The organism is Pseudorhodoferax sp., assembly GCF_047601025.1.
In the GTDB taxonomy this organism is placed as follows: Bacteria; Pseudomonadota; Gammaproteobacteria; order Burkholderiales; family Burkholderiaceae_C; genus Pseudorhodoferax.
This window is the reverse complement of record NZ_JASGJZ010000001.1, coordinates 2,188,834-2,210,529: the sequence shown is the minus strand read 5'-3', so window position 1 is coordinate 2,210,529 and position 21,696 is coordinate 2,188,834. Positions and strand designations below refer to the sequence as shown.

Here is a 21,696-nt window from a genome sequence, read left to right as displayed (position 1 = left end):
CGCCGGGCGCCGGCGCCGCCCGCAGGCACAGGTCAGCCGGCCAGGTCCGGCCGCTCCACCAGCGTGCTCAGCGGCAGCCGCGAGATCTCTTGCAGCAGCGCCGCGAGCTGCCGCCCCGCCGCTTCCACGACCAGGCGGCCCTTCTCGGCCGTGGCCGCCGCGGCGTTGCCGGCCGCGCCCTTCGGGTTGTAGTCCTGCATGTGCCAGCCGAGCTTGGCGCTGCGGCCGTTGCCGAGGATGGGGTAGGCCGCGGCGCGGTCGCGCGAGGTCGAGTGGAAGTCGCGCGCGGCCTGCATGCGCACCAGCTGCGGCTGCAGCGCCAGCATCATCGAGGTCTCGATGTCGCCGCCGTGCACGCCGAAGCGGTGCTCCTCGGGCGGGAACAGCGCGTCGACCGCCTCGCCCAGCGGCAGGCCGTACCAGCTCGCGCCGTAGACGATCAGGCCGCAGCGCCCACGCAGCTCGCGCGCGACGAGGTCCATGGCCGAGACCTGGCCGCCGTGGCCGTTGAACAGCAGCAGCTTGCGCACGCCGGCGCGGGCCACGCCCTCGCCGATCTCGGTCCACAGCCGCAGCAGCGTCTCGGGCGACAGGCTCAGCGTGCCCGGAAAGCCGGTGTGCTCGGCGCTCGCGCCCACGGCCTGCGTGGGCAGGAACAGCACCGGCAGCTGTTCCGGCAGGTGCGGCAGCGCGGCGGCGACCACGCCGTCGACCAGCGCCGCGTCCACGCACAGCGGCAGGTGCGGGCCGTGCTGCTCGGTGGCGGCCACGGGCAGCACCGCCACGGTGGCGGCCGGGTCGATGCCCAGGAAGTCGCGCGTGCCCAGTTCGGACCAGAAGCGGGAGGGAAGAGCCATGCGGGCATCTTACGGGCGCGCCCGGGCAGGCCGCGGGGACGGCTAACATGCCGCCCTTCCCCCGCCCGCCGTATGCCGTCTTCTCCCCCTGCCGCGCCGCCGCGCACCCCGGGCCCCTGGGCCGTGGCGCTGGCCGGCGCCGTCTCGCTGGCCGTGGCCATGGGCATCGGCCGCTTCGCGTTCACGCCGCTGCTGCCGCTGATGCTGCACGACGGCCTGCTCGACCTGCCCGGCGCGAGCTGGCTGGCCAGCGCCAACTACCTGGGCTATCTGCTCGGCGCGCTGCTGTGCACGCTGCAGCCCTGGCTGTGGGCGCGCATCGGCCACCCGCCGCCGCCCGACCCGGCCGCGATGGCGCGCGGCGGGCTCGTCGCCACCGCGCTGCTGGCCGTGGCGATGGCGCTGCCCTGGCCGGCCGCCTGGCCGGTGCTGCGCTTCGCCGCGGGCGTGGCCAGCGCCGTGGTGTTCGTCTACATCTCGGGCTGGTGCCTGGTGCAGTTGGCGCGGCGCGACCGCGCGGCGCTGGGCGGCACCATGTACACCGGGCCGGGCCTGGGCATCGCCGGCAGCGGGCTGGTGACGGGCGCGGTGCAGTCCGCCGGCGGCGGCGCGGCCGTCGGCTGGGGCGTGTTCGGCGTGCTGGCGGCGCTGCTGGCGGCCACGGTCTGGCGCACGCTGCAGCACGGCACGCTGGCCGCGCCGCCCTCGGCCGCCGCCGCGCCGGGCGCCGCCGGGGCCGCGGCACCGCCGGCCGGCCGCGGCGAGGTCGCGCTGCTGGCCGGGGGCTACGGCTGCGCCGGCTTCGGCTACATCATCACGGCGACCTTCCTGCCGGTGATCGCACGCGCGGCGCTGCCGGCTTCGCCCTGGCTCGACCTGTTCTGGCCGATCTTCGGCATCGGCGTGATCGTGGGCGCGCTGGCCACCACGCGCGTCTCGCTGGCCGGCGACATGCGGCACCGGCTGGCCGCCTGCCACGTGGTGCAGGCGGTGGGCGTGGCCGCCAGCCTGGTCAGCCCGACGACGGCGGGCTTCGTGGTCGGCAGCGCGCTGCTGGGTTTGCCGTTCACGGCCATCACCTATTTCGCGATGCAGGAGGTGCGGCGCCTGCGCCCGGCCAGCGCCGCCAGCACCATGGGGCTGCTGACGGCGCTGTACGGCATCGGCCAGGTGCTGGGGCCGCCGGTGGCGGCGCTGCTGATCCGCTGGTCCGGCTCGGCCGACCGCGGCTTCACGCTGGCGCTGCTGGCGGCGGCGGCCACGCTGCTGCTGGGTGCGGCGCTGTACCTGCAGGCCGCGCGGCGCCATCCGAAAGCCATCCGCCGCTGAAGCCGGCCGCTTCCGCCAGGCTGCCGGCGCCCGTGTAGACGGCTTCCTTCGGGTACGCACACGGCGGGCGCGTGCGGCCCGTCCAGGGCGCGCCGGCCCGCAGCCCGACTGGCCGACGTTACTCATCGCCGCCACCTCCCGGGCCAAACGCACCCATGCGCGCCATGCACGCCCTCCTCTCTAACATCGCGCCATGCACTACACCGTCGCCGTGCGCACGCTGTGCGAGTTCACGGCCAAGGCCGGCGACCTGGACCTGCGCTTCACCCCCGCGCCCACGGCGCTCGAAGGCATGGCCGGCCATGCGCTGGTGCGCGGCCGCCGCGCGGCCGGCTACGAGGCCGAGGTGGCGCTGCAGGGCACACACGGCGATCTGCTGGTGCGCGGCCGGGCCGACGGCTTCGACGCCGCGCGCGGGCGGCTGGAAGAGATCAAGACCCACCGCGGCGACCTGGCGCGCCAGCCGGCGCCGCAGCGCACGCTGCACTGGGCGCAGCTGAAGGTCTACGGCGCGCTGCTGTGCCGCGCGCGCGGCCTGCTGGCGCTGACGCTGGCGCTGGTGTACTTCGAGCTGGAGAGCGAGCGCGAAACGGTGTTCGAGGAGCGGCACGAGGCGGCGGCCCTGGAGGCCTTCTTCGCGGCGCACTGCGACCGCTTCGCCGCCTGGGCGCGGCAGGAGCAGGCGCACCGCGCGGCGCGCGACGCGGCGCTGGCCGCGCTGGCCTTCCCGCACCCGGAATTCCGCCCCGGGCAGCGCGCGCTGGCCGAGGGCGTGTACCGCGCGGCCGTGCGCGGGCGCGTGCTGCTGGCCCAGGCGCCGACCGGCATCGGCAAGACTGTGGGCACGCTGTTCCCGCAGCTCAAGGCCATGCCGGCCGCGCGCATCGACAAGCTGTTCTACCTGGCGGCCAAGACCCCGGGCCGCCAGCTCGCGCTGGACGCGCTGGCGCGCATCGCCCCCGGCGGCCAGCCGCTGCGCGTGCTGGAACTGACCGCGCGCGAGAAGGCCTGCGAGCACCCGGACAAAGCCTGCCACGGCGATGCCTGCCCGCTGGCGCGCGGCTTCTACGACCGGCTGCCGGCCGCGCGCGCCGCTGCGCTGGCCGCCGGCCCGCTGGCCCGCGCGCCGCTGCGCGCCGTGGCGCTGGACCACCAGGTCTGCCCCTACTACCTGGCGCAGGAACTGGCCCGCTGGGCCGACGTGGTGGTCGGCGACTACAACTACTGGTTCGACGGCAGCGCCCTGCTGCACGCACTGGCGCAGCAGGACGCATGGCGCGCGGCGCTGCTGGTGGACGAGGCCCACAACCTGCCCGAGCGCGGCCGCGCGATGTACTCGGCCGCGCTGCGCCGCGCCGAGCTCGGCGCGCTGCGGCGCCAGGCGCCGGCGGTACTGAAGCGGCCGCTCGACCGGCTGGACCGGCGCTGGCGCGCGCTGCTGGCCGAGGACACGCGCGCCTACACCACGCGCGACGCGCTACCGGCCACCTTCGTCGCCGCGCTGCAGGACGCGGCCGGCGCGCTCGGCGCCTACTTCGCCGAGGCCGCGCCGGCCGCGCCCCATGCACTGGACGGCGCGCTGCAGCAGTTCTGGTTCGCGGCGCTGCAATTCCTGCGGCTGGTGCAGAGCTTCGGCCCGCATTCGCTGGTCGACCTCGCGCGGCTGCCGGGACCGGCGCGCGGCGACGCGCTGCTGGGCATCCGCAACCTGATCCCGGCGCCGTTCCTCGGGCCGCGCCTGGCCGCGGCCTGCACCGCCACGCTGTTCTCGGCCACGCTGACGCCGCCGGCCTACTACCGCGACATGCTGGGCCTGCCGGAGGACACCCCCTTCCTCGACATCCCCTCGCCCTATGCCGATGGCCAGCTGGAGGTGCGCTTGGCCACCCACATCTCCACCCGCTTCGCCGCGCGCGAGGCCTCGGCCGGGCCGATCGCAGCGCTGATCGCCCGGCAATACCAGGCCGCGCCCGGCAACTACCTAGCGTTCTTCAGCAGCCACGACTACCTGGCCCTGGTGGCCGAGCGCTTCGCCGCCGACCACCCCAGCATCGCGCACTGGCGCCAGGCGCGCCGCATGGACGAAGCCGAGCGCCAGGCCTTCCTCGACCGCTTCGCGCCCGGCGGGCGCGGCATCGGCTTCGCGGTGCTGGGCGGCAGCTTCGGCGAGGGCATCGACCTGCCGGGCGACCGGCTGGTCGGCGCCTTCATCGCCACGCTGGGCCTGCCCCAGGTCAACCCGCTGAACGAGGCCATGCGCGCCCGCATGGACCAGGCCTTCGGCGCCGGCCACGACTACGCCTATCTGTACCCGGGCCTGCGCAAGGTCGTGCAGGCCGGTGGCCGCGTCATCCGTACGCCGGCCGACCGCGGCGTGCTGGTGCTGATCGACGAGCGCTACCGCCGCCCCGGCATCCGCCAATTGTTACCGGCGTGGTGGCTGCTGCGCTGACGTTCACTGCGCGATGCAAATCGGCGCATGGATTTGCTCAAATTATTAAACCATTGATTTGATTCGATATTTTTCCGATCGAATCGCCTGTCGGAGGATCTGACAGGTGCTGTTTACCGTCGATCATGGCCTCATGCGAGACCATTGAATGTATTCAATATTTCCAATCAGGCACACAACCTGCTGTATGTATCAGGTCGCCACACAGTGCGACACAAGACTGAAACAAACCGCACGCGTATACAGAGGAATCGACCATGAGCATCGCCTTCCGCAAATCCTTCGCCGCACTGGGCGTGGCCGCCACCATGGCCCTGGCCGCCGGCAGCGCCTCCGCCGCTGCCATCACGAACTGGGAATACCAGGTCAGCAGCATCTTCACGGCTGCCACCTTCACGAACGGCACGGGCAGCCATCCCGTGACGGCCTCCTCCATCACCTGGGGCGGCAACGGCGCCTCCAACCGCAGCGGCATCGGCATCGAAGACAGCCCGAAGAGCGGCACCATCGTGACCGACGGCGGCGCGGAAGATGCCAATACCTATACGCACACCAACAACCCGATCAGCTCGGCCTACGCCACGCTGAGGACCGCCACGATCCAGGCCACGCTGCTGCTGCGCCCCGAGGGCAGCTCCGACCCGTTCCAGTCGTTCGACACCACCTACACCATCCGCTTCGCCGAGACCCCCAACCAGACGCCTTGCGCCGCCGCCAGCGTGACCCCCTGCGCCGACATCTGGGTCATCGAAGGCTCGCTGAACAAGAGCTTCACGATCGACAACTACCAGTACTTCTTCAGCTTCTACGCCGTGCCCGAACTCGCCGCGCTGCCGACCAACGTCTGCGCCGCCGCCGGCGCGCCGGCTGGCTGCATCGGCTTCACGACGCAAGAAGGCCGGGTGAACGAAGTGGGCTTCCGCATGGAAGTCACCAGCAACGAACTCGAAGTGCCGGGCGGTGAAGTGCCCGAGCCCGCCTCGCTCGCGCTGATGGGCGCCGGCCTGCTGGGCATGGCCGGCCTGCGCCGCCGCCAGCAGAAGAAGGCCTGATCGCCCCGGTCAGCCTGCTTCCGGCATGAAGCCCCGCCACCCGGCGGGGCTTTTTCGTTGCTGCGGCACCGTGCACGGCCTGCGGCGACCGTGCCGGCGCCGGGGCCCGGCACGGTTCGTGCAAACTTCCGGCTTTCGTTTTCAGGAAACAGTCCCCATGCACGTCGTCCACGGCATCGCCGAACTGCGCCGGGCGCTGGCCGACGGCCCGCGCCCCGCCTTCGTCCCCACGATGGGCAACCTGCACGAAGGCCACCTGGCCCTGGTGCGCCAGGCCAGGAGCCGCGGCCTGCCGGTGGTGGCCAGCATCTTCGTCAACCGGCTGCAGTTCGCCCCGCACGAGGACTTCGACCGCTACCCGCGCACGCTGGCGCGCGATGCCGATCTGCTGGCCGGCGCCGGCTGCGACCTGGCGTTCGCGCCCGACGAGCGCGAGATGTATCCACAGCCGCAAACCTACGAGGTCCGGCCGCCGGCCGCGCTGGCCGACATCCTGGAGGGCGCGTTCCGCCCCGGCTTCTTCACCGGCGTGTGCACCGTCGTCATGAAGCTGTTCCAGATCGTGCAGCCGGGCGTGGCCCTGTTCGGCAAGAAGGACTACCAGCAGCTGCGCGTGATCGAGGGCATGGTGCGCGACTTCGCGCTGCCGGTCGAGATCGTGCCCGGCGAGACCGTGCGCGCCGACGACGGCCTGGCCCTGTCCTCGCGCAACGGCTACCTCAGCGCCGCCGAGCGCACCGAGGCGCTGGCGCTGCGCCGGCAGCTGCAGGCCGTGGCCGACGCCGTGCGCGCCGACCGCAACGGCGCCGCGGCCGCCGAACAGGCCGCCATGCAGGCCCTGCGCGCGCGTGGCTGGCAGCCCGACTACGTGGCCGTGCGCCGCCGCAGCGACCTGCTGGCGGCCGAAGGCGACGAGCCGCTGGTCGCGCTGGCCGCGGCCCGGCTGGGCAACACGCGCCTCATCGACAACCTGGAGATCTGACCATGGCCATCCTGGACGCCTTTGCCGACGTGGGCCGCTTCCGCGCGCTGCGCCGCGACATCCACGCCCATCCCGAGCTCGGCTTCGAGGAGCACCGCACCTCGGACCTGGTGGCCGGGATGCTGGCCGAATGGGGCATCGAGGTGCACCGCGGCATCGCCGGCACCGGCGTGGTCGGCGTGCTGCGCGGCCGCCGGCCGAACAACGGCCGCACCATCGGCCTGCGCGCCGACATGGACGCGCTGCCGCTGCAGGAGGTCAACCAGTTCGCCCACCGCTCCACGCAGGCCGGCAAGATGCACGCCTGCGGCCACGACGGCCACACCACCATGCTGCTGGCCGCGGCCTGGCACCTGGCGCAGCGGCCCGACTTCGCCGGCACGGTGCATTTCATCTTCCAGCCGGCCGAGGAGATGGGCAAGGCCGGCGCCAGAAAGATGATCGACGAGGGGCTGTTCGAGCGCTTCCCGTGCGAGGCGGTGTTCGGGCTGCACAACTTCAACGTCGGCAGCGTCGGCAGCTTCGCGCTGAATCCGGGCGCGCTGATGGCGTCCAGCAACACCTACCGGATCACCGTGCGCGGCCGCGGCACGCACGCCTCGATGCCGCACACCGGGCTGGACCCGGTCGGCGCCGTGCTGGAGATCGCGCAGGCGCTGCGCAGCCTGGTCGCGCGCACGATCCCGAGCACCGAGCGCGCGCTGCTGGCCGTCACGCAGATCCAGGGCTCGGACGCGCCCAACGTGATTCCCGACGAGGCCTGGGTCGGCGGCACCGTGCGCACCTTCTCGGTCGAAGCCATCGACAAGATCGAGGCGCGGCTGCGCCGCCTGGCCGAGCACATCGCCCAGGCCAACGAGTGCACGGCCGAGGTGATGTTCCGCCGCGCCTCGCCGCCGGTCGTGAACCATCCGGCCGAGGCTGCGTTCGCGGCCGCCGTGATGCGCGAGATCGTCGGCGACGCGATGGTGGAGGACGCGCTGCCCGGCGTGATGGCGGCCGAGGACTTCGCCCACATGCTGATGGCGCGGCCCGGCTGCTACGCCTTCCTCGGCAATGGCGACGGCGACCACCGGCTGGACGGGCACGGGCCCGGTCCTTGCATCCTGCACAACACCTCGTTCGACTTCAACGACGACATCATTCCCGTCGGCGCGAGCTACTTCGTGCGGCTGGCCGAACGCTGGCTGGCCCGCTGATCCACCCCATCGCCCCTGGAGCCTCCATGCACCGCTTCTCCCCCGTCCCGCTGTACGCCGCCGCCGCTCTGGCGCTGGCCTGCACACTGCCCGCCCACGCCCAGCGCGTGGTCCACCTGGTCGTGCCGTTCGGCACCGGCGCCGTGCAGGACACGGTGGCCCGCGCCATCAACAACGAACTGGGCCGCGCGCTGGGCGCCACCGTGATCGTGGAAAACCGCGCCGGCGCCGGCGGCAGCGTCGGCACGTCCTACGTCGCCAAGGCCGCGCCAGACGGCAACACGCTGGTGCTGGCCGCAGCCAGCCACCACATCGCGGGCTACCTGTACAAGTCGCTGTCCTACCACCCGCTGAACGGCTTCACCGGCGTCGGCTACATCGGCAACTCGGGCTACGCCATCCTGGCCAGCGCCGGCCTGGGCGCGTCAGACACGCGCGAGTTCATCGCCAAGGTCAAGGCCAAGCCGGGCGCCTACAACTATTCCTCGGCCGGCAACGGCAGCGCCACGCACCTGGGCATGGCCGCCTTCGTGGCGATGGCCGGGCTGGACATGCAGCACATCCCGATGAAGTCCACCGGCGACGCCGTGAACGAGGTGCTGGCCGGCCGCGTGCAGGCCGTGACCTCCTCGCTGGTCGGCGTGCTGGGCTACAAGGACGACCCGCGCGTGAAATTCATCGGCTACACCGGCAAGCAGCGCTCGCGCTTCCTGCCCAATCTGCCGACCGTGGCCGAGAGCGGCCTGCCCGGCTACTCGTTCGACTCCTGGTTCGGCCTGCTGGCGCCGGCCGCGCTGCCGCGCGCGGAGGTCGAGCGCATCCACGCCGCGCTGCAGAAGACGCTGGCCGACCCGGCCGTGCAGGAACGCCTGGCGCGGCTGGGCATCGAGAGCAAGCCGATGGGCGTGGACGAATTCAACAAGCTGCTGAAGGCCGATTGGGACGGCATGGGCGCGATCGTGAAGTCCTCGGGCGCGAAGATCGAATAAGCGCCCACCGCCCGCCCGCCCGTGGCCGGGCGGCGCGCGGCGGAACTTCGCCGCGGCCGGGCGGCTCCCATCCGCGCAGTTTTCCCCACATCGATGCCGATCCGATTTCTCGTTCCGTTCCTGGCGCTGGCCTGCCTGGCCGCGCTGCCGGCCGCGGCCCAGCCGGTGCCGTCCGCCGTCGTCACCACGCCGCGGGTGCGCGCCGAGCTGGTGGCCGTGGCGCCCGAGGGCGTGGCGCCGGGCAAGCCGGTCTGGGCCGGGCTCGCGATCACCCACGAGCCGCAGTGGCACACCTACTGGAAGAACCCGGGCGATTCGGGGCTGCCGACCGAGCTGCAGTGGCAGCTGCCCGGCGGCGTGCAGGCCGGCGCGATCGCCTGGCCGCTGCCGCACAAGATCCCGTTCGGGCCGCTGGCCAACTACGGCTACGAAGGCACGGTGCTGCTGCCGGTGCCGCTGACCGTCGGCACGGACTTCGCGCCTGCCGGCGGGCAGCTGCAGATCCGCCTGAGCGCGCGCTGGCTGGTGTGCCGCAAGGAATGCATTCCCGAGGAGGGCGAGTTCGCGCTGTCGCTGCCGGCGCAGGGCGCGACCGCGCTGCACCAGGCGGCGTTCGACGCCGCGCTGGCCGCCGGCCCGCAGCCGCTGCCCGCCGGCAGCACCACGCAGGTGGTGGACGGCACGACGCTCGCCGTGGCGGTGCGCGGCCTGCCGGCGGCAATGCAGGGCCGGGCGCTGGAGTTCTTCGCCGAGACGCCCGAGGTCGTCGAAACGGCCGGCGCCTGGACCCAGGCCTGGGACGGAGCGGTGTGGACGGCGCAGGTGCCGCTGTCCGCGCTGCGCAGCCACGGCCCCGCCGTGCTGCCGGTGGTCGTGGCGCTGGAGGACGGTGCGCAGGGCCGCCAGGGCTGGCGCGCCGAGGCCGCCGTGACGAACGCCTGGCCGGCCGTGGCCGGGGCCACGCCAGTGCCGGCGGCACTGAGCGAGGCCCTGGCCGCCAATGCCGCGGCAGCGGCGGCCGCGCCGGTGCCGGCCGGCGGCGCGTCGCCGGGCTGGGTCGCGGCGCTCGCCGGCGCGCTGCTCGGTGGCTTGATCCTGAACCTCATGCCCTGCGTGTTCCCGGTCCTGGCGGTCAAGCTGCTGGGCTTCGCGCGCCACGGCGGCGCTTCGCCGGCGCGGCTGCGGCTGCACGGGCTGGCCTATGGCGCCGGGGTGGTGCTGTCGTTCGTGGCGCTGGGCGCCCTGCTGCTGGCGCTGCGCGCGGCCGGCGAGCAGCTGGGCTGGGGCTTCCAGCTGCAGTCGCCGGGCGTGGTGGCGGCGCTGGCCGGGCTGTTCACGCTGCTGGGGCTGAACCTGGCGGGCCTGTTCGAGTTCGGGCACGTGCTGCCCTCGGCGCTGGCCACGGCCCAGGCCCGGCACCCGGTGGGCGATGCCTTCCTGTCGGGCGTGCTGGCGGTGGCCATCGCCTCGCCCTGCACGGCGCCGTTCATGGGCGCCTCGCTGGGCTTCGCGGTCGGCCTGCCGGCCGGCCAGGCGCAGGCGCTGTTCGCGGTGCTGGGCCTGGGCATGGCGCTGCCGTTCCTGCTGGCGGCCTGCGTGCCGGCGGTGGTGCGCTGGCTGCCGCGGCCGGGGCCGTGGATGGAGGTGTTCCGCCGCTGCATGGCGTTCCCGATGTTCGCCACGGTGGCCTGGCTGGTCTGGGTGCTGGGCCAGCAGAGCGGCATCGACGGCGCGGCCGCGCTGCTCGGCCTGCTGGTGGCGCTGGCGGCCGTGGTCTGGGCGCTGGGCCTGTCCGGGCGCACGCGCTGGTGCATGGGCGCGCTGACGCTGGCACTGGGCGCGCTGCTGCTGGGCTGGCTGGGGCCGGCCGTGGTACGGCCGGTGGAGGCCGCCGGCGCCCCGCGCGCCGACGCCCGCTGGCAGCGCTGGACGCCGGGCCGCGTGGAAGAGGCACTGGCCCAGGGCCGGCCCGTGCTGGTGGATTTCACGGCCGCCTGGTGCGTGACCTGCCAGTACAACAAGCGCACTGCGCTCGCGGACGAAACGGTGCTGGCCGACCTGCAGGCCAAGAACGTGCAGCTGCTGACGGCCGACTGGACGCGCCGCGACCCCGAGGTCACGGCGGCGCTGCAGGCGCTGGGCCGCAGCGGCGTGCCGGTCTACGTGCTGTACGCACCGGGCGCGGCGCCGCAGCTGCTGTCCGAGATCCTGCGCGTGGCCGAGCTGCGTGCCGCGATCGCCCGCCTGTGACCGCCTGTGACCACCCGCCGGCAGCTGCCATGGCCCGATGCGCCTGTCCGTCCCGCCGCCGCGCCTCGCGGCGGCGAGATCAGCGGCGAGAATCGCGGGGGTTCGCATCCTCGAACCCCTAGCGCCCCTCCTCCTGCCATGCCTTCCGGCCCGCACGCCGCCCCCCGCCGCCCATCCCTCCTGCCCGCCTTGCTGCTGATGCTGGCCCTGCTGGGTGCGCCCGCGCGGGCCGAGCCCTTGGAAGGCCTGAGCCTGCGCGATGCGCTGGCCGGCGTGCTGGCCTACACGCGCTGGCCGCAACCGCCGGACCCGCTGCGGCTGTGCTTCATCGGCAACAGCCCGTATGTCGAAAGCCTGCTGCGCGAGGGACTGCCGAGTCTGCAGCGCACGCTGGTGCTGCACCGGCTGCCGTCGGAGCGCCTGGTGTCCGGCCAGTGCGACGCGCTGTACGTGGCCTCGGTCGCGGTGCAGGACTGGCAGCGCCTGCAGGCCGAGCTGGACGGCCAGCCGATCCTGACGGTCTGCGAGCGCTCGGACGCCTGCACGGCCGGCGGCATGGTGCGGCTGAACCTCGATGGCGGCAGCCACAACGTGCGCTTCGAGATCAACCTGGACGCGGTGGCGCGCAGCGCGGTGCGCATCCATCCGCAGGTGCTGCGGCTGGGCCGGCGCAGCGCGCGGGAGGTGACGCCGTGAGCCGCCACCGCACCCCGGCGCCGCAGCCGCCGCGCCAGAGCCTGCTGCGCACGCTACAGCGCGCGCACCTGCGCCTGGCCATCGTGAGCATGGGCGCCGGCGCACTGGCGCTGACGCTGGCCGCGGTGCTGGCGCTGCGCACCTACGCCGGCAGCCACCTGGAGCTGGTGGCGCGCTCCATCGCCTACAACGTGGAGGCGGCGGTGATCTTCCGCGACAGCAACGCGATCGAGGAACAGCTGGCGGCCATCGCCGGCCGCGAATCGCTGCGCAGCGCGGAGCTGGCCGACAGCCAGGGCCGCCTGCTGGCGCGCTACGCGCCCTCCTCCGCCGACGAGAAGCTGCTCGACCGCGCCGGCGAATCGCTCGGCCGGCTGCTGATGCCCGGCCCGGTGACCGCGCCCATCCTGGACCGGGGGCGCCGCATCGGCACCGTCAGCCTGCGCGGCAATGGCGCGGTGTTCGCCGGCTTCCTGGCGACGGCGGTCGGCGGCATCGCGCTGTGCATGCTGCTGGTCGGCTGGACGCTGCGCATGTCGCTGCGCCGGCTGCAGCGCGACATCGTCGATCCGATGCGCGAACTGATCGAGCTGACGCACGGCGCGCGCACGCAGCGCAGCCGGCCGCGGCGGCTTCCGGCCTCGCACATCACCGAGTTCCACCAGCTGGGCGAGGACTTCGACGCGCTGCTGTCGGAGATCGAGGCGCAGCAGGCCCGCCTCGCGCAGGAGAACCGCTCGCTGGCGCACATGGCCAACCACGACAGCCTGACCGACCTGTACAACCGGGCCTACTTCAGCCGCCGGCTGGCCCGCATCCTGCAGGACGCGCAGTCCCAACGCTCGCGCATCGCGGTGCTGTACATGGACAACGACCATTTCAAGGAGGTCAACGACCGCTACGGCCACGCGGTCGGCGACCTGCTGCTGGTCGAGGTGGCGCAGCGCATCCGCGCGCAGCTGCGCGAGGGCGACCTGGTCGCGCGGCTGGGCGGCGACGAGTTCGCGGTGCTGCTGGCGCCGGTGCACCACCGGCGCGACGCGCTGCGCATCGCCGAGAAGATCAACGCCGCCGTGGCGCAGCCGATGGCGCCGCCGCATGCGCACATCACGCCCTCGGTCAGCATCGGCGTCGCGCTGTACCCGGAGCACGGCGAGAGCGCCGACCAGCTGCTGCGCGCGGCCGACCGTGCGATGTACCTGGCCAAGAAACACCGCCGCGGCACCAGCCAGCTGGCCGAGGGCACCGAGGCGGCTTCCGATCTGACGGAGTTCTGATCCCCATGCAAGCCCATCCGACGCGACTGCGGCGCCAGTGCCTGGCAACGGCGCTGGCCGGCACCGCCTGGCTGCTCGCCGCCTGCGCGACGCGCCCCCTGCCGGCACCGCCGGCGCCACCGGCTGCAGAGAACGAGGCGACGCGCCGGGACCAGGCGCTGCGCGCACTGGGCTTCCAGCCGATCGAGGACGGCTGGGAGTTCACGCTGAACGGCCGGCTGCTGTTCGGCACCGACGCCGACGGCCTGGACGCCGAGGCCCTGGCCACGGCCGAGCGGCTGGGCCACGCGCTGGCCCAGCTCGGCGTGGAGCATGTGCGCGTGGAGGGCCATTCCGACAGCCTGGGCAGCCATGCCTACAACCAGGCGCTGTCGCTGCGCCGCGCGCAGACGGTGGCGCGCGTGCTGGAGGACGCCGGGCTGCGCGCCCGCATCGAGGTGGTCGGCCTGGGCAAGACGGCGCCGATCAGCGACAACCGCACGCCGCAGCAGCGCCAGCAGAACCGGCGCGTGGCAGTGGTGGTGCCGTCGCAATAGCCGGCCGCCGCGCCTAGCGCGCGCCGAAGATCGCGGTGCCCACGCGCACCAGCGTGCTGCCGGCGGCGATGGCGGCCTCCAGGTCGGCCGTCATGCCCATGGACAGCGTGTCGAACGCCGGCCCGAGCCCCCCGCCCGCGCGCAGCTGCTCGAACATCTCATGTGCGCGCGCGTGCACGGCGCGCTGCGCCGCGAAGCCGGCCACGGGCTCGGGGACCGTCATCAGCCCGCGCAGCACCAGCCGCGGCAGGGCGGCCACGGCCGCGGCCAGCGCGGCCGCCTCCTGCGGCACGACGCCCGACTTGTTCCCGCCGCCGTCGATGTTGACCTGGATGCAGACCTGCAGCGGCGCCAGTTCCGCCGGCCGCTGTTCGGACAGGCGCTGGGCGATCTTCAGCCGGTCGACGCCGTGGAACCAGTCGAAATGCGTCGCGGCCAGCCGCGTCTTGTTGCTCTGCAGCGGGCCGATCAGGTGCCACTGCACGGCTGCCGGCGCCGCGCCGCTCTCGGCCTCCCAGGCGCGCACGGCCTGGATCTTGGCCACGCCTTCCTGCACGTAGTTCTCGCCGAAGGCGCGCTGACCGGCCGCGCACGCCTCCAGCACCGCAGCCACCGGCATGGTCTTGGACACCGCCAGCAACTCGACGCTGTCCGCGCGGCGCCCGGCGGCGGCACAGGCGGTGGCGATGCGGGCCTGCACTTGCTGGAGATTGTTGCGTATGCTCGTCATAATTGGCTTGGCAAGAGTATCAAATCGGGGAAGGCTTTCCGTGGACATCACCCAGCTGCTGGCCTTCACGGTCAAGAACAAGGCCTCCGACCTGCATCTCTCGGCCGGCCTGCCGCCGATGATCCGCGTGCACGGCGACGTACGGCGCATCAACGTGGACCCGCTCGACCACAAGACGGTGCACGCCATGGTGTACGACATCATGAGCGACAGCCAGCGCAGGCACTACGAGGAATTCCTGGAGATCGACTTCTCCTTCGAGATCGAAGGGCTGTCGCGGTTTCGCGTGAATGCGTTCAACCAGAACCGCGGCGCCGGCGCGGTGCTGCGCACGATTCCCTCGAAGATCCAGACGCTGGAGCAGCTGAACGCGCCGCGGGTGTTCGGCGACCTGGCGCTCAAGCCCCGCGGGCTGGTGCTGGTGACGGGGCCGACCGGCTCGGGCAAGTCCACCACGCTGGCGGCGATGGTGAACCACCTGAACGAGAGCCACTATGCCCACGTGCTGACGATCGAGGATCCGATCGAGTTCGTGCACGAATCCAAGAAATGCCTGATCAACCAGCGCGAGGTCGGGCCGCACACGCGCTCCTTCGCCAGCGCGCTGCGCTCGGCGCTGCGCGAGGACCCGGACGCGATCCTGGTCGGCGAACTGCGCGACCTGGAGACCATCCGCCTGGCGATGACGGCGGCCGAGACCGGCCACCTGGTGTTCGGCACGCTGCACACCTCCAGCGCGGCCAAGACGATCGACCGCATCATCGACGTGTTCCCCGCCGAGGAGCAGGGCATGGTCCGCGCGATGCTGTCCGAATCGCTGCAGGCCGTGATCTCGCAGACGCTATGCAAGACCAAGGACGGCCAGGGCCGCGTGGCGGCGCACGAGATCATGCTGGGCACCAGCGCCATCCGCAACCTGATCCGCGAGGCCAAGGTGGCGCAGATGTATTCGACGATCCAGACCAGCAACGGCGTCGGCATGCAGACGCTGGACCAGAACCTGACCGACCTGGTGCGGCGCAACGTGATCGCCGTGGCCGAGGCCCGCAGCAAGGCCAAGATTCCGGAAAACTTCCCCGGATGAGCGACCTGCCGCGCAAGGATGCACCGCCATGAGGAACTGGTTCGGCCGGTGGCGCGCGCAGGGGGCCGGCGACCGGGCACCGGCGTCGGCTGCTAGCGGGCTGGACAGCGCGCTGTTCGCCCTCGCGCCGCAGGGCCTGGACGACGCGGTGATGGTGCCCTGGGAGGCGCGCGCGGCCGAGCTGGGCGCGCGCAGCATCGCCGCGGCGCCGGCGGTCGAGACGCTCAAGACGCTGTGGGCGCGCGACCGCCACATGGGCAGCCTGGAGCCCGGCGAGGTGCAGCGGCTGCAGCGCTTCCTGCAGTTCGTGGCCGTGGGCGCGGGGCGCGAGATCATCCGCCAGCACGAGTACGGCAACTTCATGGTGGTGCTGCTCCGCGGCGCGATGGCGGTGGACCGGTGCCAGCCCTGGGGCGAGCGGCTGCGGCTGGCCGAGAGCCGGCCCGGCGAGATCCTGGGCGAGATGTCGCTGCTGGACAGCGGCGTGCGCTTTTCGGCCTGCACCACCCTCACGGACTGCGACGTCGCCGCACTGTCGGCCGAAGCCATGGATGAGATGATGCGCAGCGACCCGCGCCTGGCGGCAGCCATCGCCACGCTGCTGGCGCGCAAGCTGTCCCTGCGGCTGCGCGCGGTCAGCGCGCGGCTGAGCGACCGCCCCCACTAGGAAGCCCCCTCATCATGGAACGCGACCAGGCCAGTAAATTCATCAACGACCTGCTGCGCCTGCTGGTCAGCCGCAGCGGCAGCGACCTGTTCGTGACGGCGGATTTCCCGCCGGGCATCAAGGTCGACGGCCGCATCATCAAGGTCTCGCCGCAGCCGCTGCAGGCGGCGCACACGATGGCGCTGGCGCGCGCGATCATGAACGACCGGCAGGCCGCCGAGTTCGAGCGCACCAAGGAGTGCAACTTCTCGATCGCGCCGGGCGGCATCGGCCGCTTCCGCGTCAATGTCTTCCTGCAGCAGGGCAAGGTCGGGCTGGTACTGCGCGTGATCCCCAGCACGCTGCCGTCGATCGACGGCCTGGGCATGCCGCCGGTGCTCAAGGACATCGTGATGGCCAGGCGCGGCCTGTGCATCCTGGTCGGCGCCACCGGCTCGGGCAAGTCGACCACGCTGGCGGCCATGGTGGACTGGCGCAACGAGCATTCGCAGGGCCACATCATCACCATCGAGGACCCCGTGGAGTTCGTGCATCCGCACAAGAACTGCGTGGTGACGCAGCGCGAGGTCGGGCTGGACACCGAGAGCTGGGAGGCGGCGCTGAAGAACGCGCTGCGCCAGGCGCCGGACGTGATCCTGATGGGCGAGATCCGCGACCGCACGAGCATGGACCAGGCCGTGGCCTTCGCCGAGACCGGCCACCTGTGCCTGGCCACGCTGCACGCCAACAACGCCAACCAGGCGCTGGACCGCATCGTCAACTTCTTCCCCGAGGAGCGGCGCGCGCAGCTGCTGATGGACCTGTCGCTGAACCTGAAGGCCGTGGTCTCGCAGCGCCTGGTGCCGCGCCAGGACGGCCGCGGCCGCGTGGCCGCGGTCGAGGTGCTGCTGAACTCCCCGCTGATCGCCGACCTCATCTTCAAGGGCGAGGTGGCCGGGATCAAGGAAGCCATGAAGAAGAGCCGCAACCTGGGCATGCAGACCCTGGACCAGTCGCTGTACGACGCCTTCGAGGCCAACCTGATCGGCTACGAGGACGCGCTGCGCCACGCCGACTCGGTCAACGACCTGCGGCTGCAGATCAAGCTGAACAGCCAGCGCGCGCGCAACAGGGATCTGGCCGCCGGCACGGAGAGCCTGAGCATCCTCTGACTCCGACCGGCGGCTTCCTAGAATCGCGGCCTCGTTCGCACCAAGGAGATCAGACCGCATGGCATCCACCAATCCCCGCAGCTACGCCGCCACCCCTGCCCGCAAGGTGGCCTTCCTGGGCCTGGGCGTGATGGGCTTTCCGATGGCCGGCCACCTAGCCCTGGCCGGCCACGAGGTGACGGTCTACAACCGCAGCGCCGCCAAGGCCAGGGCCTGGGGCGAGGAGTTCAGGGGCCGCGCCGCCGCCACGCCGCGCGAGGCCGCGGCCGGCGCCGAATTCGTGTTCTGCTGCGTCGGCAACGACGACGACCTGCGCTCGGTGGTGCTGGGCGCGGACGGCGCCTTCGCCGGCATGGCGGCCGACGCGGTGTTCGTGGACCACACCACGGCCTCGGCCGACGTCGCGCGCGAACTGCACGCCGCGGCGCGCGCGGCCGGCCTGCATTTCGTGGACGCGCCGGTCTCCGGCGGCCAGGCCGGCGCGCAGAACGGCATGCTGACCGTGATGTGCGGCGGCGACGCCGCGCCGTTCGCGCGGGTGGAGCCGGTCGCGCAGGCGTTCTCGCGCTCCTTCGTGCGGCTGGGCGAGAGCGGCGCGGGCCAGCTCGCCAAGATGGTCAACCAGATCTGCATCGCCGGGCTGGTGCAGGGGCTGTCGGAGGCCATCGCCTTCGGCCAGCGCGCCGGGCTGGACATGGAGCAGGTGCTGGCCGTGATCGGCAAGGGCGCGGCCCAGAGCTGGCAGATGGACAACCGCGGCAAGACCATGGTCGAGGGCCGGTTCGACTTCGGCTTCGCGGTCGACTGGATGCGCAAGGACCTGGGCCTGGTGCTGGACGAGGCCCGGCGCAACGGCGCACGGCTGCCGGTGACGGCGCTGGTCGACCAGTTCTATGCCGACGTGCAGCAGGCCGGCGGCAACCGCTGGGACACCTCCAGCCTGATCACGCGGCTGAAGTGAGGCGCGCGGGCCCCGCGGCCCGCGCACGGCGCATCACCTGGCGCCGGACTGCTGGCCCAGGCGGGCCAGTTCTTCCTCGGAGATGCTCTCGAACAGGCGCACGACCTTGGCCACGTCCTTGACGCCGCGCGCGATCTCGGTGGCGCGCGCCGCCTCGCGCGGCGTCACGCGGCCCATCAGGTAGACGACGTTGCGCTCGGTCACGACCTTGAAGGCGTTGGCGTGCAGGTCCTTGGCATCGATCAGCGAGGCCTTGACCTTGCTGGTGATCAGCGTGTCGGCCGAACGCTGCGTGAGCGTGGACGGCATGCCGACGATCAGGTCGTTGACGACGGAGGACACGTTCTCCACGCGGGCGACGATCTGCTCGGCGCGCTGGATGTCCTCGTGGCGCGCCACCTCGCCGGTCAGCAGCACCTGGCGGTTGTAGCTGGTCACGCTGATGTGGGCGCCCTCGCCCAGCGCATCCTTCAGCCGGTTGGCCGCGCGCAGCTCGATGCCCTGGTCTTCCAGCTGGGCGCCGGAGGTGCGGCGGTCCATCGCCACCAGCGCGCCGCCGGCCACGCCGCCCACGACCAGCGGGGCGCAGGCCGACAACAGGCCGGCCGCCAACGCAGCCGCCACCACGGCCATCGGCACGAAGCGCTTGGAACTCAGATTCATAGACTCGTTTCCTGATCACCTAGCAGTTGGGAATCCACGCCGTCGCACAGGCAGTGCAGCGTCAGCAGGTGCACTTCCTGGATGCGGGCGGTCCGCTCGTGCGGCACGCAGACATGCACGTCGGTCTCGCGCAGCGCACCGGCCATCTTGCCGCCACCGCGGCCCGTCAGCGCCACCACCGTCATCTCGCGCGCATGCGCGGCCTCGACCGCGGCCAGCACGCTGGGCGAATTGCCGCTGGTGGAGATCGCCAGCAGCACGTCGCCGGCCGCGCCCAATGCACGCACCTGGCGCGCGAACACCTGGTCGTAGCTGTAGTCGTTGGCGACGGCGGTCAGGATGGAGGTGTCGGTCGTCAGCGCGATGGCGCCGAGTTCGGGCCGCTCGCGCTCGAAGCGGCCGACGAACTCGGCCGCGAAGTGCTGCGCATCGGCGGCCGAGCCACCGTTGCCGCAGGCCAGCACCTTGCCACCGCTGGTCACGCTGACGAGGATGGCCTGCACGGCGGCGGCGATCGGCTTGCTCAAGGCCTGGGCCGCCTGGTATTTCAGGTCGGCGCTGTCGATGAAATGCTGTTGGATGCGTTGCTCGAGCATGGCCGCGGATGATACGCCGGCGGTATTCCCCGGAACCGGCAGGGACGCCAGTGCCCGCGCGGCGGTCACTCCGCGTCGAACGCGGCCTTGAGCCACTGCGGCCCGGCCGGGTCGAGCACCAGCACGTCGAAGCGGCACGGCGGCAGCGCCGGCAGCCGCATCAGGTAGTGGCGCGCCGCGAACACGATGCGCCGGCGCTTGGCCACGCCGATGCTGGCGGCGGCCCCACCGTGCGACAGGCTGGCGCGGCGGCGCACTTCCACGAACACCAGCGTACCGTCGGGCTCGCGCAGAATCAGGTCGATCTCGCCGCCACCGCGGCCCGGCGTCCGATAATTGCGCGCCACCAGCCGCAGGCCGGCGCGCTCGAGCAGTGCCAGCGCCTGCGCCTCGGCCGCGTCGCCGGACTGCTTGGTCGTCGGGCGCGGCGCCTGCGACCTGTTCCAGAGGAATCCCATTGAGCGCTTCTTTCGCCTTGGCCCTGCGCGCGGCGCACGACGCGGCCGCGGCCCAGCATTATCCGAAGCCGGCGCTCTACATGGTCGCCACGCCGATCGGCAACCTGGCCGACATCGGGCTGCGCGCACTGCACGTGCTGTCCCTGGCCGACGCCATCGCCTGCGAGGACACGCGCCACACCCAGGGCCTGCTGCGCGCCTACGGGCTGGACCGCCCCGGCCTGCCGCTGCTGGCGGCGCACCAGCACAACGAGGCCGAGGCCGCGCAGGCGCTGCTCGCGCGGCTGCAGCAGGGCCAGCGCGTGGCCTACGTCAGCGACGCAGGCACGCCGGCGCTGAGCGATCCGGGCGCGCGCCTGGCGGCGGCGGCGCACGCGGCCGGCCACCCCGTGGTGCCGCTGCCGGGCGCCAGCAGCGTGACGGCGGCGCTGTCGGTCGCCGGCATCGCGGACGACGGCGGCTTCGTGTTCGCCGGCTTCCTGCCGTCCAAGTCCGGCGAGCGCGACACCGCGGTGCAGGCGCTCGCGGCCGAGCCGCGCGCCGTGGTGCTGCTGGAGGCGCCGCACCGCATCGAAGCGCTGGCGCGCGCGCTCGCGCCGCTCGGCGCGCGCCGGCTGACGCTGGCGCGCGAGCTGACCAAGCAGTTCGAGGAGATTGCGCAGCTGACCGCTGCCACGCTGGCCGGCTGGCTGGCCGAACAACCCCAGCGCCGCCGCGGCGAATTCGTGCTGGTATTGCACCCCGCTCCACCGCATGCGCACGACGACGTGCACGACCTGCGCGTGCTGCAACTATTGCTACCGGAACTGCCGCTGAAAACCGCCGTGCGGCTGGCCGCCGAGATCACCGGGCAGGCGCGCAACGCCTTGTACGCGCAGGCCTTGAGGCTGAGGCCGCAGGCCACCGATGACGGGGAGAAACACTAGGACTGGCGCGGCTGGCGGGGATCGAACCCACGACCCTTGGCTTCGGAGGCCAATACTCTATCCACTGAGCTACAGCCGCAACCGGGCGCGATTGTAGCGGGGCGCACGAACGGCCTTCGGACGAACACGGCCGGGACTGCGCGGCCGGGCCGCGCCAGCTGCGTCATCGCCCAGACGACGCCGGGCTTCAGTCGCCGCGCGCGCCGTCGGATCCCAGCCCCAGGCCGACCAGGTACACCGCCAGCATCTGGTCGCCGAGCGCCGGCAGGTCGAATGCCTGCGGGTCGAGCAGCCAGTTGGAGATCAGCCCGTCGATCAGCGCATGCAGGCCGGCCGCCGCGCGCGCGGCCGGCATACGCAGCCGGCAGCCGCGCTGGCGCGCCGCCAGCCGCAGCGCGCGGCCGATGTCGACCACGCAGCGCTGGCGCACGTGGAGGTGGCGCATGCGCACCGCGTTCATGTCGTCCACGTATTCGACCCGGTGCATCGCGATCTCGACCACGCGGCGCAACTGGGCATCGTCGCGCATCTGCGACAGCGCGGCCAGCAAGGCCGCGCGCAAGGCCGCCAAGGGCCCGCCCCGGGCGTCGGGCGCCTGCTGCAGCGACTGCTCCAGCGGCAGCGTGACGCGCTCCATCATGGCGTTGAACAGGTCGGCCTTGTCGCGGAAATGCCAGTAGATCGCGCCGCGCGTGGTGCCGGCTTCGGTCGCGATCTGCTGCAGCGAAGTCTGCGACACGCCCTGCCGGTGGAACACGCGCTCGGCGGCGTCGAGCAATCGGTGGCGCGTGGCCTGGGCCTCTTCCTTGGTGCTGCGCGCCACTGTTTCTCCCTGGGCAAA

General features: G+C 72.7%; 21 protein-coding genes and 1 tRNA gene. 15 read left to right on the top strand and 7 right to left on the bottom strand.

What is annotated here, in order from left to right; genetic code table 11:
* Nucleotides 1–32: 32 nt before the first annotated feature.
* Nucleotides 33–857, bottom strand: a complete 825-nt coding sequence (locus QM782_RS10455; protein WP_415202852.1) for a creatininase family protein — start codon at nt 855–857, stop codon at nt 33–35.
* A gap of 72 nt (nt 858–929) precedes the next feature.
* Between QM782_RS10455 and QM782_RS10450 the strand changes: the two genes are divergently transcribed.
* The 10 genes from QM782_RS10450 (at nt 930) to QM782_RS10405 (ending at nt 13,619) form a co-directional block, all read left to right on the top strand.
* Nucleotides 930–2,186 carry a YbfB/YjiJ family MFS transporter gene (locus tag QM782_RS10450; RefSeq protein WP_415202851.1) on the top strand — a complete coding sequence of 419 codons (1,257 nt, stop codon included), beginning with the start codon at nt 930–932 and terminating at the stop codon, nt 2,184–2,186.
* A gap of 193 nt (nt 2,187–2,379) precedes the next feature.
* Nucleotides 2,380–4,638: an ATP-dependent DNA helicase gene (locus tag QM782_RS10445; RefSeq protein WP_415202850.1), complete on the top strand. Its 2,259-nt coding sequence runs from the start codon at nt 2,380–2,382 to the stop codon at nt 4,636–4,638.
* Nucleotides 4,639–4,895: 257 nt separating this feature from the next.
* Nucleotides 4,896–5,690: a THxN family PEP-CTERM protein gene (locus tag QM782_RS10440; protein WP_415202849.1), complete on the top strand. Its 795-nt coding sequence runs from the start codon at nt 4,896–4,898 to the stop codon at nt 5,688–5,690.
* Nucleotides 5,691–5,847: 157 nt separating this feature from the next.
* Nucleotides 5,848–6,672, top strand: coding sequence for a pantoate--beta-alanine ligase (gene panC / locus QM782_RS10435; RefSeq protein ID WP_415202848.1), 825 nt, complete (start codon nt 5,848–5,850; stop codon nt 6,670–6,672).
* A gap of 2 nt (nt 6,673–6,674) precedes the next feature.
* Complete coding sequence (locus QM782_RS10430; RefSeq protein WP_415202847.1) at nt 6,675–7,871, top strand: M20 aminoacylase family protein; 1,197 nt, start codon at nt 6,675–6,677, stop codon at nt 7,869–7,871.
* Nucleotides 7,872–7,897: 26 nt separating this feature from the next.
* A complete protein-coding gene (locus QM782_RS10425) occupies nt 7,898–8,860 on the top strand; it encodes a tripartite tricarboxylate transporter substrate-binding protein (RefSeq protein WP_415202846.1) in 963 nt (320 codons plus the stop codon).
* Nucleotides 8,861–8,953: 93 nt separating this feature from the next.
* Entirely contained in the window at nt 8,954–11,110 is a 2,157-nt protein-coding gene (locus QM782_RS10420) for a protein-disulfide reductase DsbD family protein (protein ID WP_415202845.1), read from the top strand.
* Between the two features lie 198 nt (nt 11,111–11,308).
* A complete protein-coding gene (locus QM782_RS10415; RefSeq protein ID WP_415205624.1) occupies nt 11,309–11,806 on the top strand; it encodes a YfiR family protein in 498 nt (165 codons plus the stop codon).
* Nucleotides 11,803–13,083: a diguanylate cyclase domain-containing protein gene (locus QM782_RS10410; RefSeq protein ID WP_415202844.1), complete on the top strand. Its 1,281-nt coding sequence runs from the start codon at nt 11,803–11,805 to the stop codon at nt 13,081–13,083. Before QM782_RS10415 ends, QM782_RS10410 begins: the two co-directional genes overlap by 4 nt.
* A 5-nt stretch (nt 13,084–13,088) precedes the next feature.
* Nucleotides 13,089–13,619, top strand: a complete 531-nt coding sequence (locus tag QM782_RS10405) for an OmpA family protein (RefSeq protein WP_415202843.1) — start codon at nt 13,089–13,091, stop codon at nt 13,617–13,619.
* A 13-nt stretch (nt 13,620–13,632) separates the two neighbouring features.
* Here the strand turns inward: QM782_RS10405 and QM782_RS10400 are convergent, their stop codons facing one another.
* On the bottom strand, nt 13,633–14,349 hold the full coding sequence (locus QM782_RS10400) for a YggS family pyridoxal phosphate-dependent enzyme (protein WP_415202842.1): 717 nt from the start codon (nt 14,347–14,349) through the stop codon (nt 13,633–13,635).
* A 40-nt stretch (nt 14,350–14,389) separates the two neighbouring features.
* On the opposite strand from QM782_RS10400, the gene QM782_RS10395 reads away from it, so the two are divergent.
* Genes QM782_RS10395 through QM782_RS10380 form a run of 4 tightly spaced genes read left to right on the top strand, consistent with a single transcriptional unit; the run spans nt 14,390 to nt 18,212 of the window.
* Nucleotides 14,390–15,433: a type IV pilus twitching motility protein PilT gene (locus QM782_RS10395; protein ID WP_415202841.1), complete on the top strand. Its 1,044-nt coding sequence runs from the start codon at nt 14,390–14,392 to the stop codon at nt 15,431–15,433.
* Between the two features lie 28 nt (nt 15,434–15,461).
* A complete protein-coding gene (locus QM782_RS10390) occupies nt 15,462–16,100 on the top strand; it encodes a Crp/Fnr family transcriptional regulator (RefSeq protein ID WP_415202840.1) in 639 nt (212 codons plus the stop codon).
* A 14-nt stretch (nt 16,101–16,114) separates the two neighbouring features.
* Complete coding sequence (locus tag QM782_RS10385; protein WP_415202839.1) at nt 16,115–17,251, top strand: PilT/PilU family type 4a pilus ATPase; 1,137 nt, start codon at nt 16,115–16,117, stop codon at nt 17,249–17,251.
* Nucleotides 17,252–17,309: 58 nt separating this feature from the next.
* Nucleotides 17,310–18,212 carry an NAD(P)-dependent oxidoreductase gene (locus QM782_RS10380; RefSeq protein WP_415202838.1) on the top strand — a complete coding sequence of 301 codons (903 nt, stop codon included), beginning with the start codon at nt 17,310–17,312 and terminating at the stop codon, nt 18,210–18,212.
* Between the two features lie 33 nt (nt 18,213–18,245).
* Here the strand turns inward: QM782_RS10380 and QM782_RS10375 are convergent, their stop codons facing one another.
* The 3 genes from QM782_RS10375 to QM782_RS10365 form a co-directional block, all read right to left on the bottom strand.
* Nucleotides 18,246–18,875: a BON domain-containing protein gene (locus QM782_RS10375; RefSeq protein WP_415202837.1), complete on the bottom strand. Its 630-nt coding sequence runs from the start codon at nt 18,873–18,875 to the stop codon at nt 18,246–18,248.
* Nucleotides 18,872–19,471 carry a phosphoheptose isomerase gene (locus QM782_RS10370; RefSeq protein WP_415202836.1) on the bottom strand — a complete coding sequence of 200 codons (600 nt, stop codon included), beginning with the start codon at nt 19,469–19,471 and terminating at the stop codon, nt 18,872–18,874. The genes QM782_RS10375 and QM782_RS10370 overlap by 4 nt, the downstream gene beginning before the upstream one ends.
* A gap of 65 nt (nt 19,472–19,536) precedes the next feature.
* On the bottom strand, nt 19,537–19,929 hold the full coding sequence (locus tag QM782_RS10365) for a YraN family protein (protein WP_415202835.1): 393 nt from the start codon (nt 19,927–19,929) through the stop codon (nt 19,537–19,539).
* Between QM782_RS10365 and rsmI the strand changes: the two genes are divergently transcribed.
* Nucleotides 19,929–20,855 (top strand): 16S rRNA (cytidine(1402)-2'-O)-methyltransferase, encoded by a 927-nt coding sequence (rsmI, locus tag QM782_RS10360; RefSeq protein WP_415202834.1) that lies wholly within the window; start codon nt 19,929–19,931, stop codon nt 20,853–20,855. The two genes, QM782_RS10365 and rsmI, sit on opposite strands and share 1 nt — an antisense overlap.
* Before the next feature lie 3 nt (nt 20,856–20,858).
* Here rsmI and QM782_RS10355 read toward each other — a convergent pair.
* Together QM782_RS10355 and QM782_RS10350 are read right to left on the bottom strand one after the other, a co-directional pair.
* A tRNA-Arg gene (locus QM782_RS10355) sits at nt 20,859–20,934 on the bottom strand.
* A gap of 108 nt (nt 20,935–21,042) precedes the next feature.
* Nucleotides 21,043–21,678 (bottom strand): TetR family transcriptional regulator, encoded by a 636-nt coding sequence (locus tag QM782_RS10350; protein ID WP_415202833.1) that lies wholly within the window; start codon nt 21,676–21,678, stop codon nt 21,043–21,045.
* Nucleotides 21,679–21,696 lie beyond the last annotated feature (18 nt).

What these genes read in the sequence shown, in the direction of transcription:
- QM782_RS10390 (WP_415202840.1), top strand. Translation starts at nt 15,462, where the DNA reads ATGAGGAACTGGTTCGGCCGGTGGCGCGCGCAGGGGGCCGGCGACCGG.
- QM782_RS10415 (WP_415205624.1), top strand. Translation starts at nt 11,309, where the DNA reads ATGCTGGCCCTGCTGGGTGCGCCCGCGCGGGCCGAGCCCTTGGAAGGC.
- QM782_RS10380 (WP_415202838.1), top strand. Translation starts at nt 17,310, where the DNA reads ATGGCATCCACCAATCCCCGCAGCTACGCCGCCACCCCTGCCCGCAAG.
- QM782_RS10375 (WP_415202837.1), bottom strand. Translation starts at nt 18,875, where the DNA reads ATGAATCTGAGTTCCAAGCGCTTCGTGCCGATGGCCGTGGTGGCGGCT.
- QM782_RS10370 (WP_415202836.1), bottom strand. Translation starts at nt 19,471, where the DNA reads ATGCTCGAGCAACGCATCCAACAGCATTTCATCGACAGCGCCGACCTG.
- QM782_RS10430 (WP_415202847.1), top strand. Translation starts at nt 6,675, where the DNA reads ATGGCCATCCTGGACGCCTTTGCCGACGTGGGCCGCTTCCGCGCGCTG.
- QM782_RS10385 (WP_415202839.1), top strand. Translation starts at nt 16,115, where the DNA reads ATGGAACGCGACCAGGCCAGTAAATTCATCAACGACCTGCTGCGCCTG.
- QM782_RS10420 (WP_415202845.1), top strand. Translation starts at nt 8,954, where the DNA reads ATGCCGATCCGATTTCTCGTTCCGTTCCTGGCGCTGGCCTGCCTGGCC.
- QM782_RS10400 (WP_415202842.1), bottom strand. Translation starts at nt 14,349, where the DNA reads ATGACGAGCATACGCAACAATCTCCAGCAAGTGCAGGCCCGCATCGCC.
- QM782_RS10425 (WP_415202846.1), top strand. Translation starts at nt 7,898, where the DNA reads ATGCACCGCTTCTCCCCCGTCCCGCTGTACGCCGCCGCCGCTCTGGCG.
- panC (WP_415202848.1), top strand. Translation starts at nt 5,848, where the DNA reads ATGCACGTCGTCCACGGCATCGCCGAACTGCGCCGGGCGCTGGCCGAC.
- QM782_RS10440 (WP_415202849.1), top strand. Translation starts at nt 4,896, where the DNA reads ATGAGCATCGCCTTCCGCAAATCCTTCGCCGCACTGGGCGTGGCCGCC.
- QM782_RS10455 (WP_415202852.1), bottom strand. Translation starts at nt 857, where the DNA reads ATGGCTCTTCCCTCCCGCTTCTGGTCCGAACTGGGCACGCGCGACTTC.
- QM782_RS10365 (WP_415202835.1), bottom strand. Translation starts at nt 19,929, where the DNA reads ATGGGATTCCTCTGGAACAGGTCGCAGGCGCCGCGCCCGACGACCAAG.
- QM782_RS10405 (WP_415202843.1), top strand. Translation starts at nt 13,089, where the DNA reads ATGCAAGCCCATCCGACGCGACTGCGGCGCCAGTGCCTGGCAACGGCG.
- QM782_RS10445 (WP_415202850.1), top strand. Translation starts at nt 2,380, where the DNA reads ATGCACTACACCGTCGCCGTGCGCACGCTGTGCGAGTTCACGGCCAAG.
- QM782_RS10450 (WP_415202851.1), top strand. Translation starts at nt 930, where the DNA reads ATGCCGTCTTCTCCCCCTGCCGCGCCGCCGCGCACCCCGGGCCCCTGG.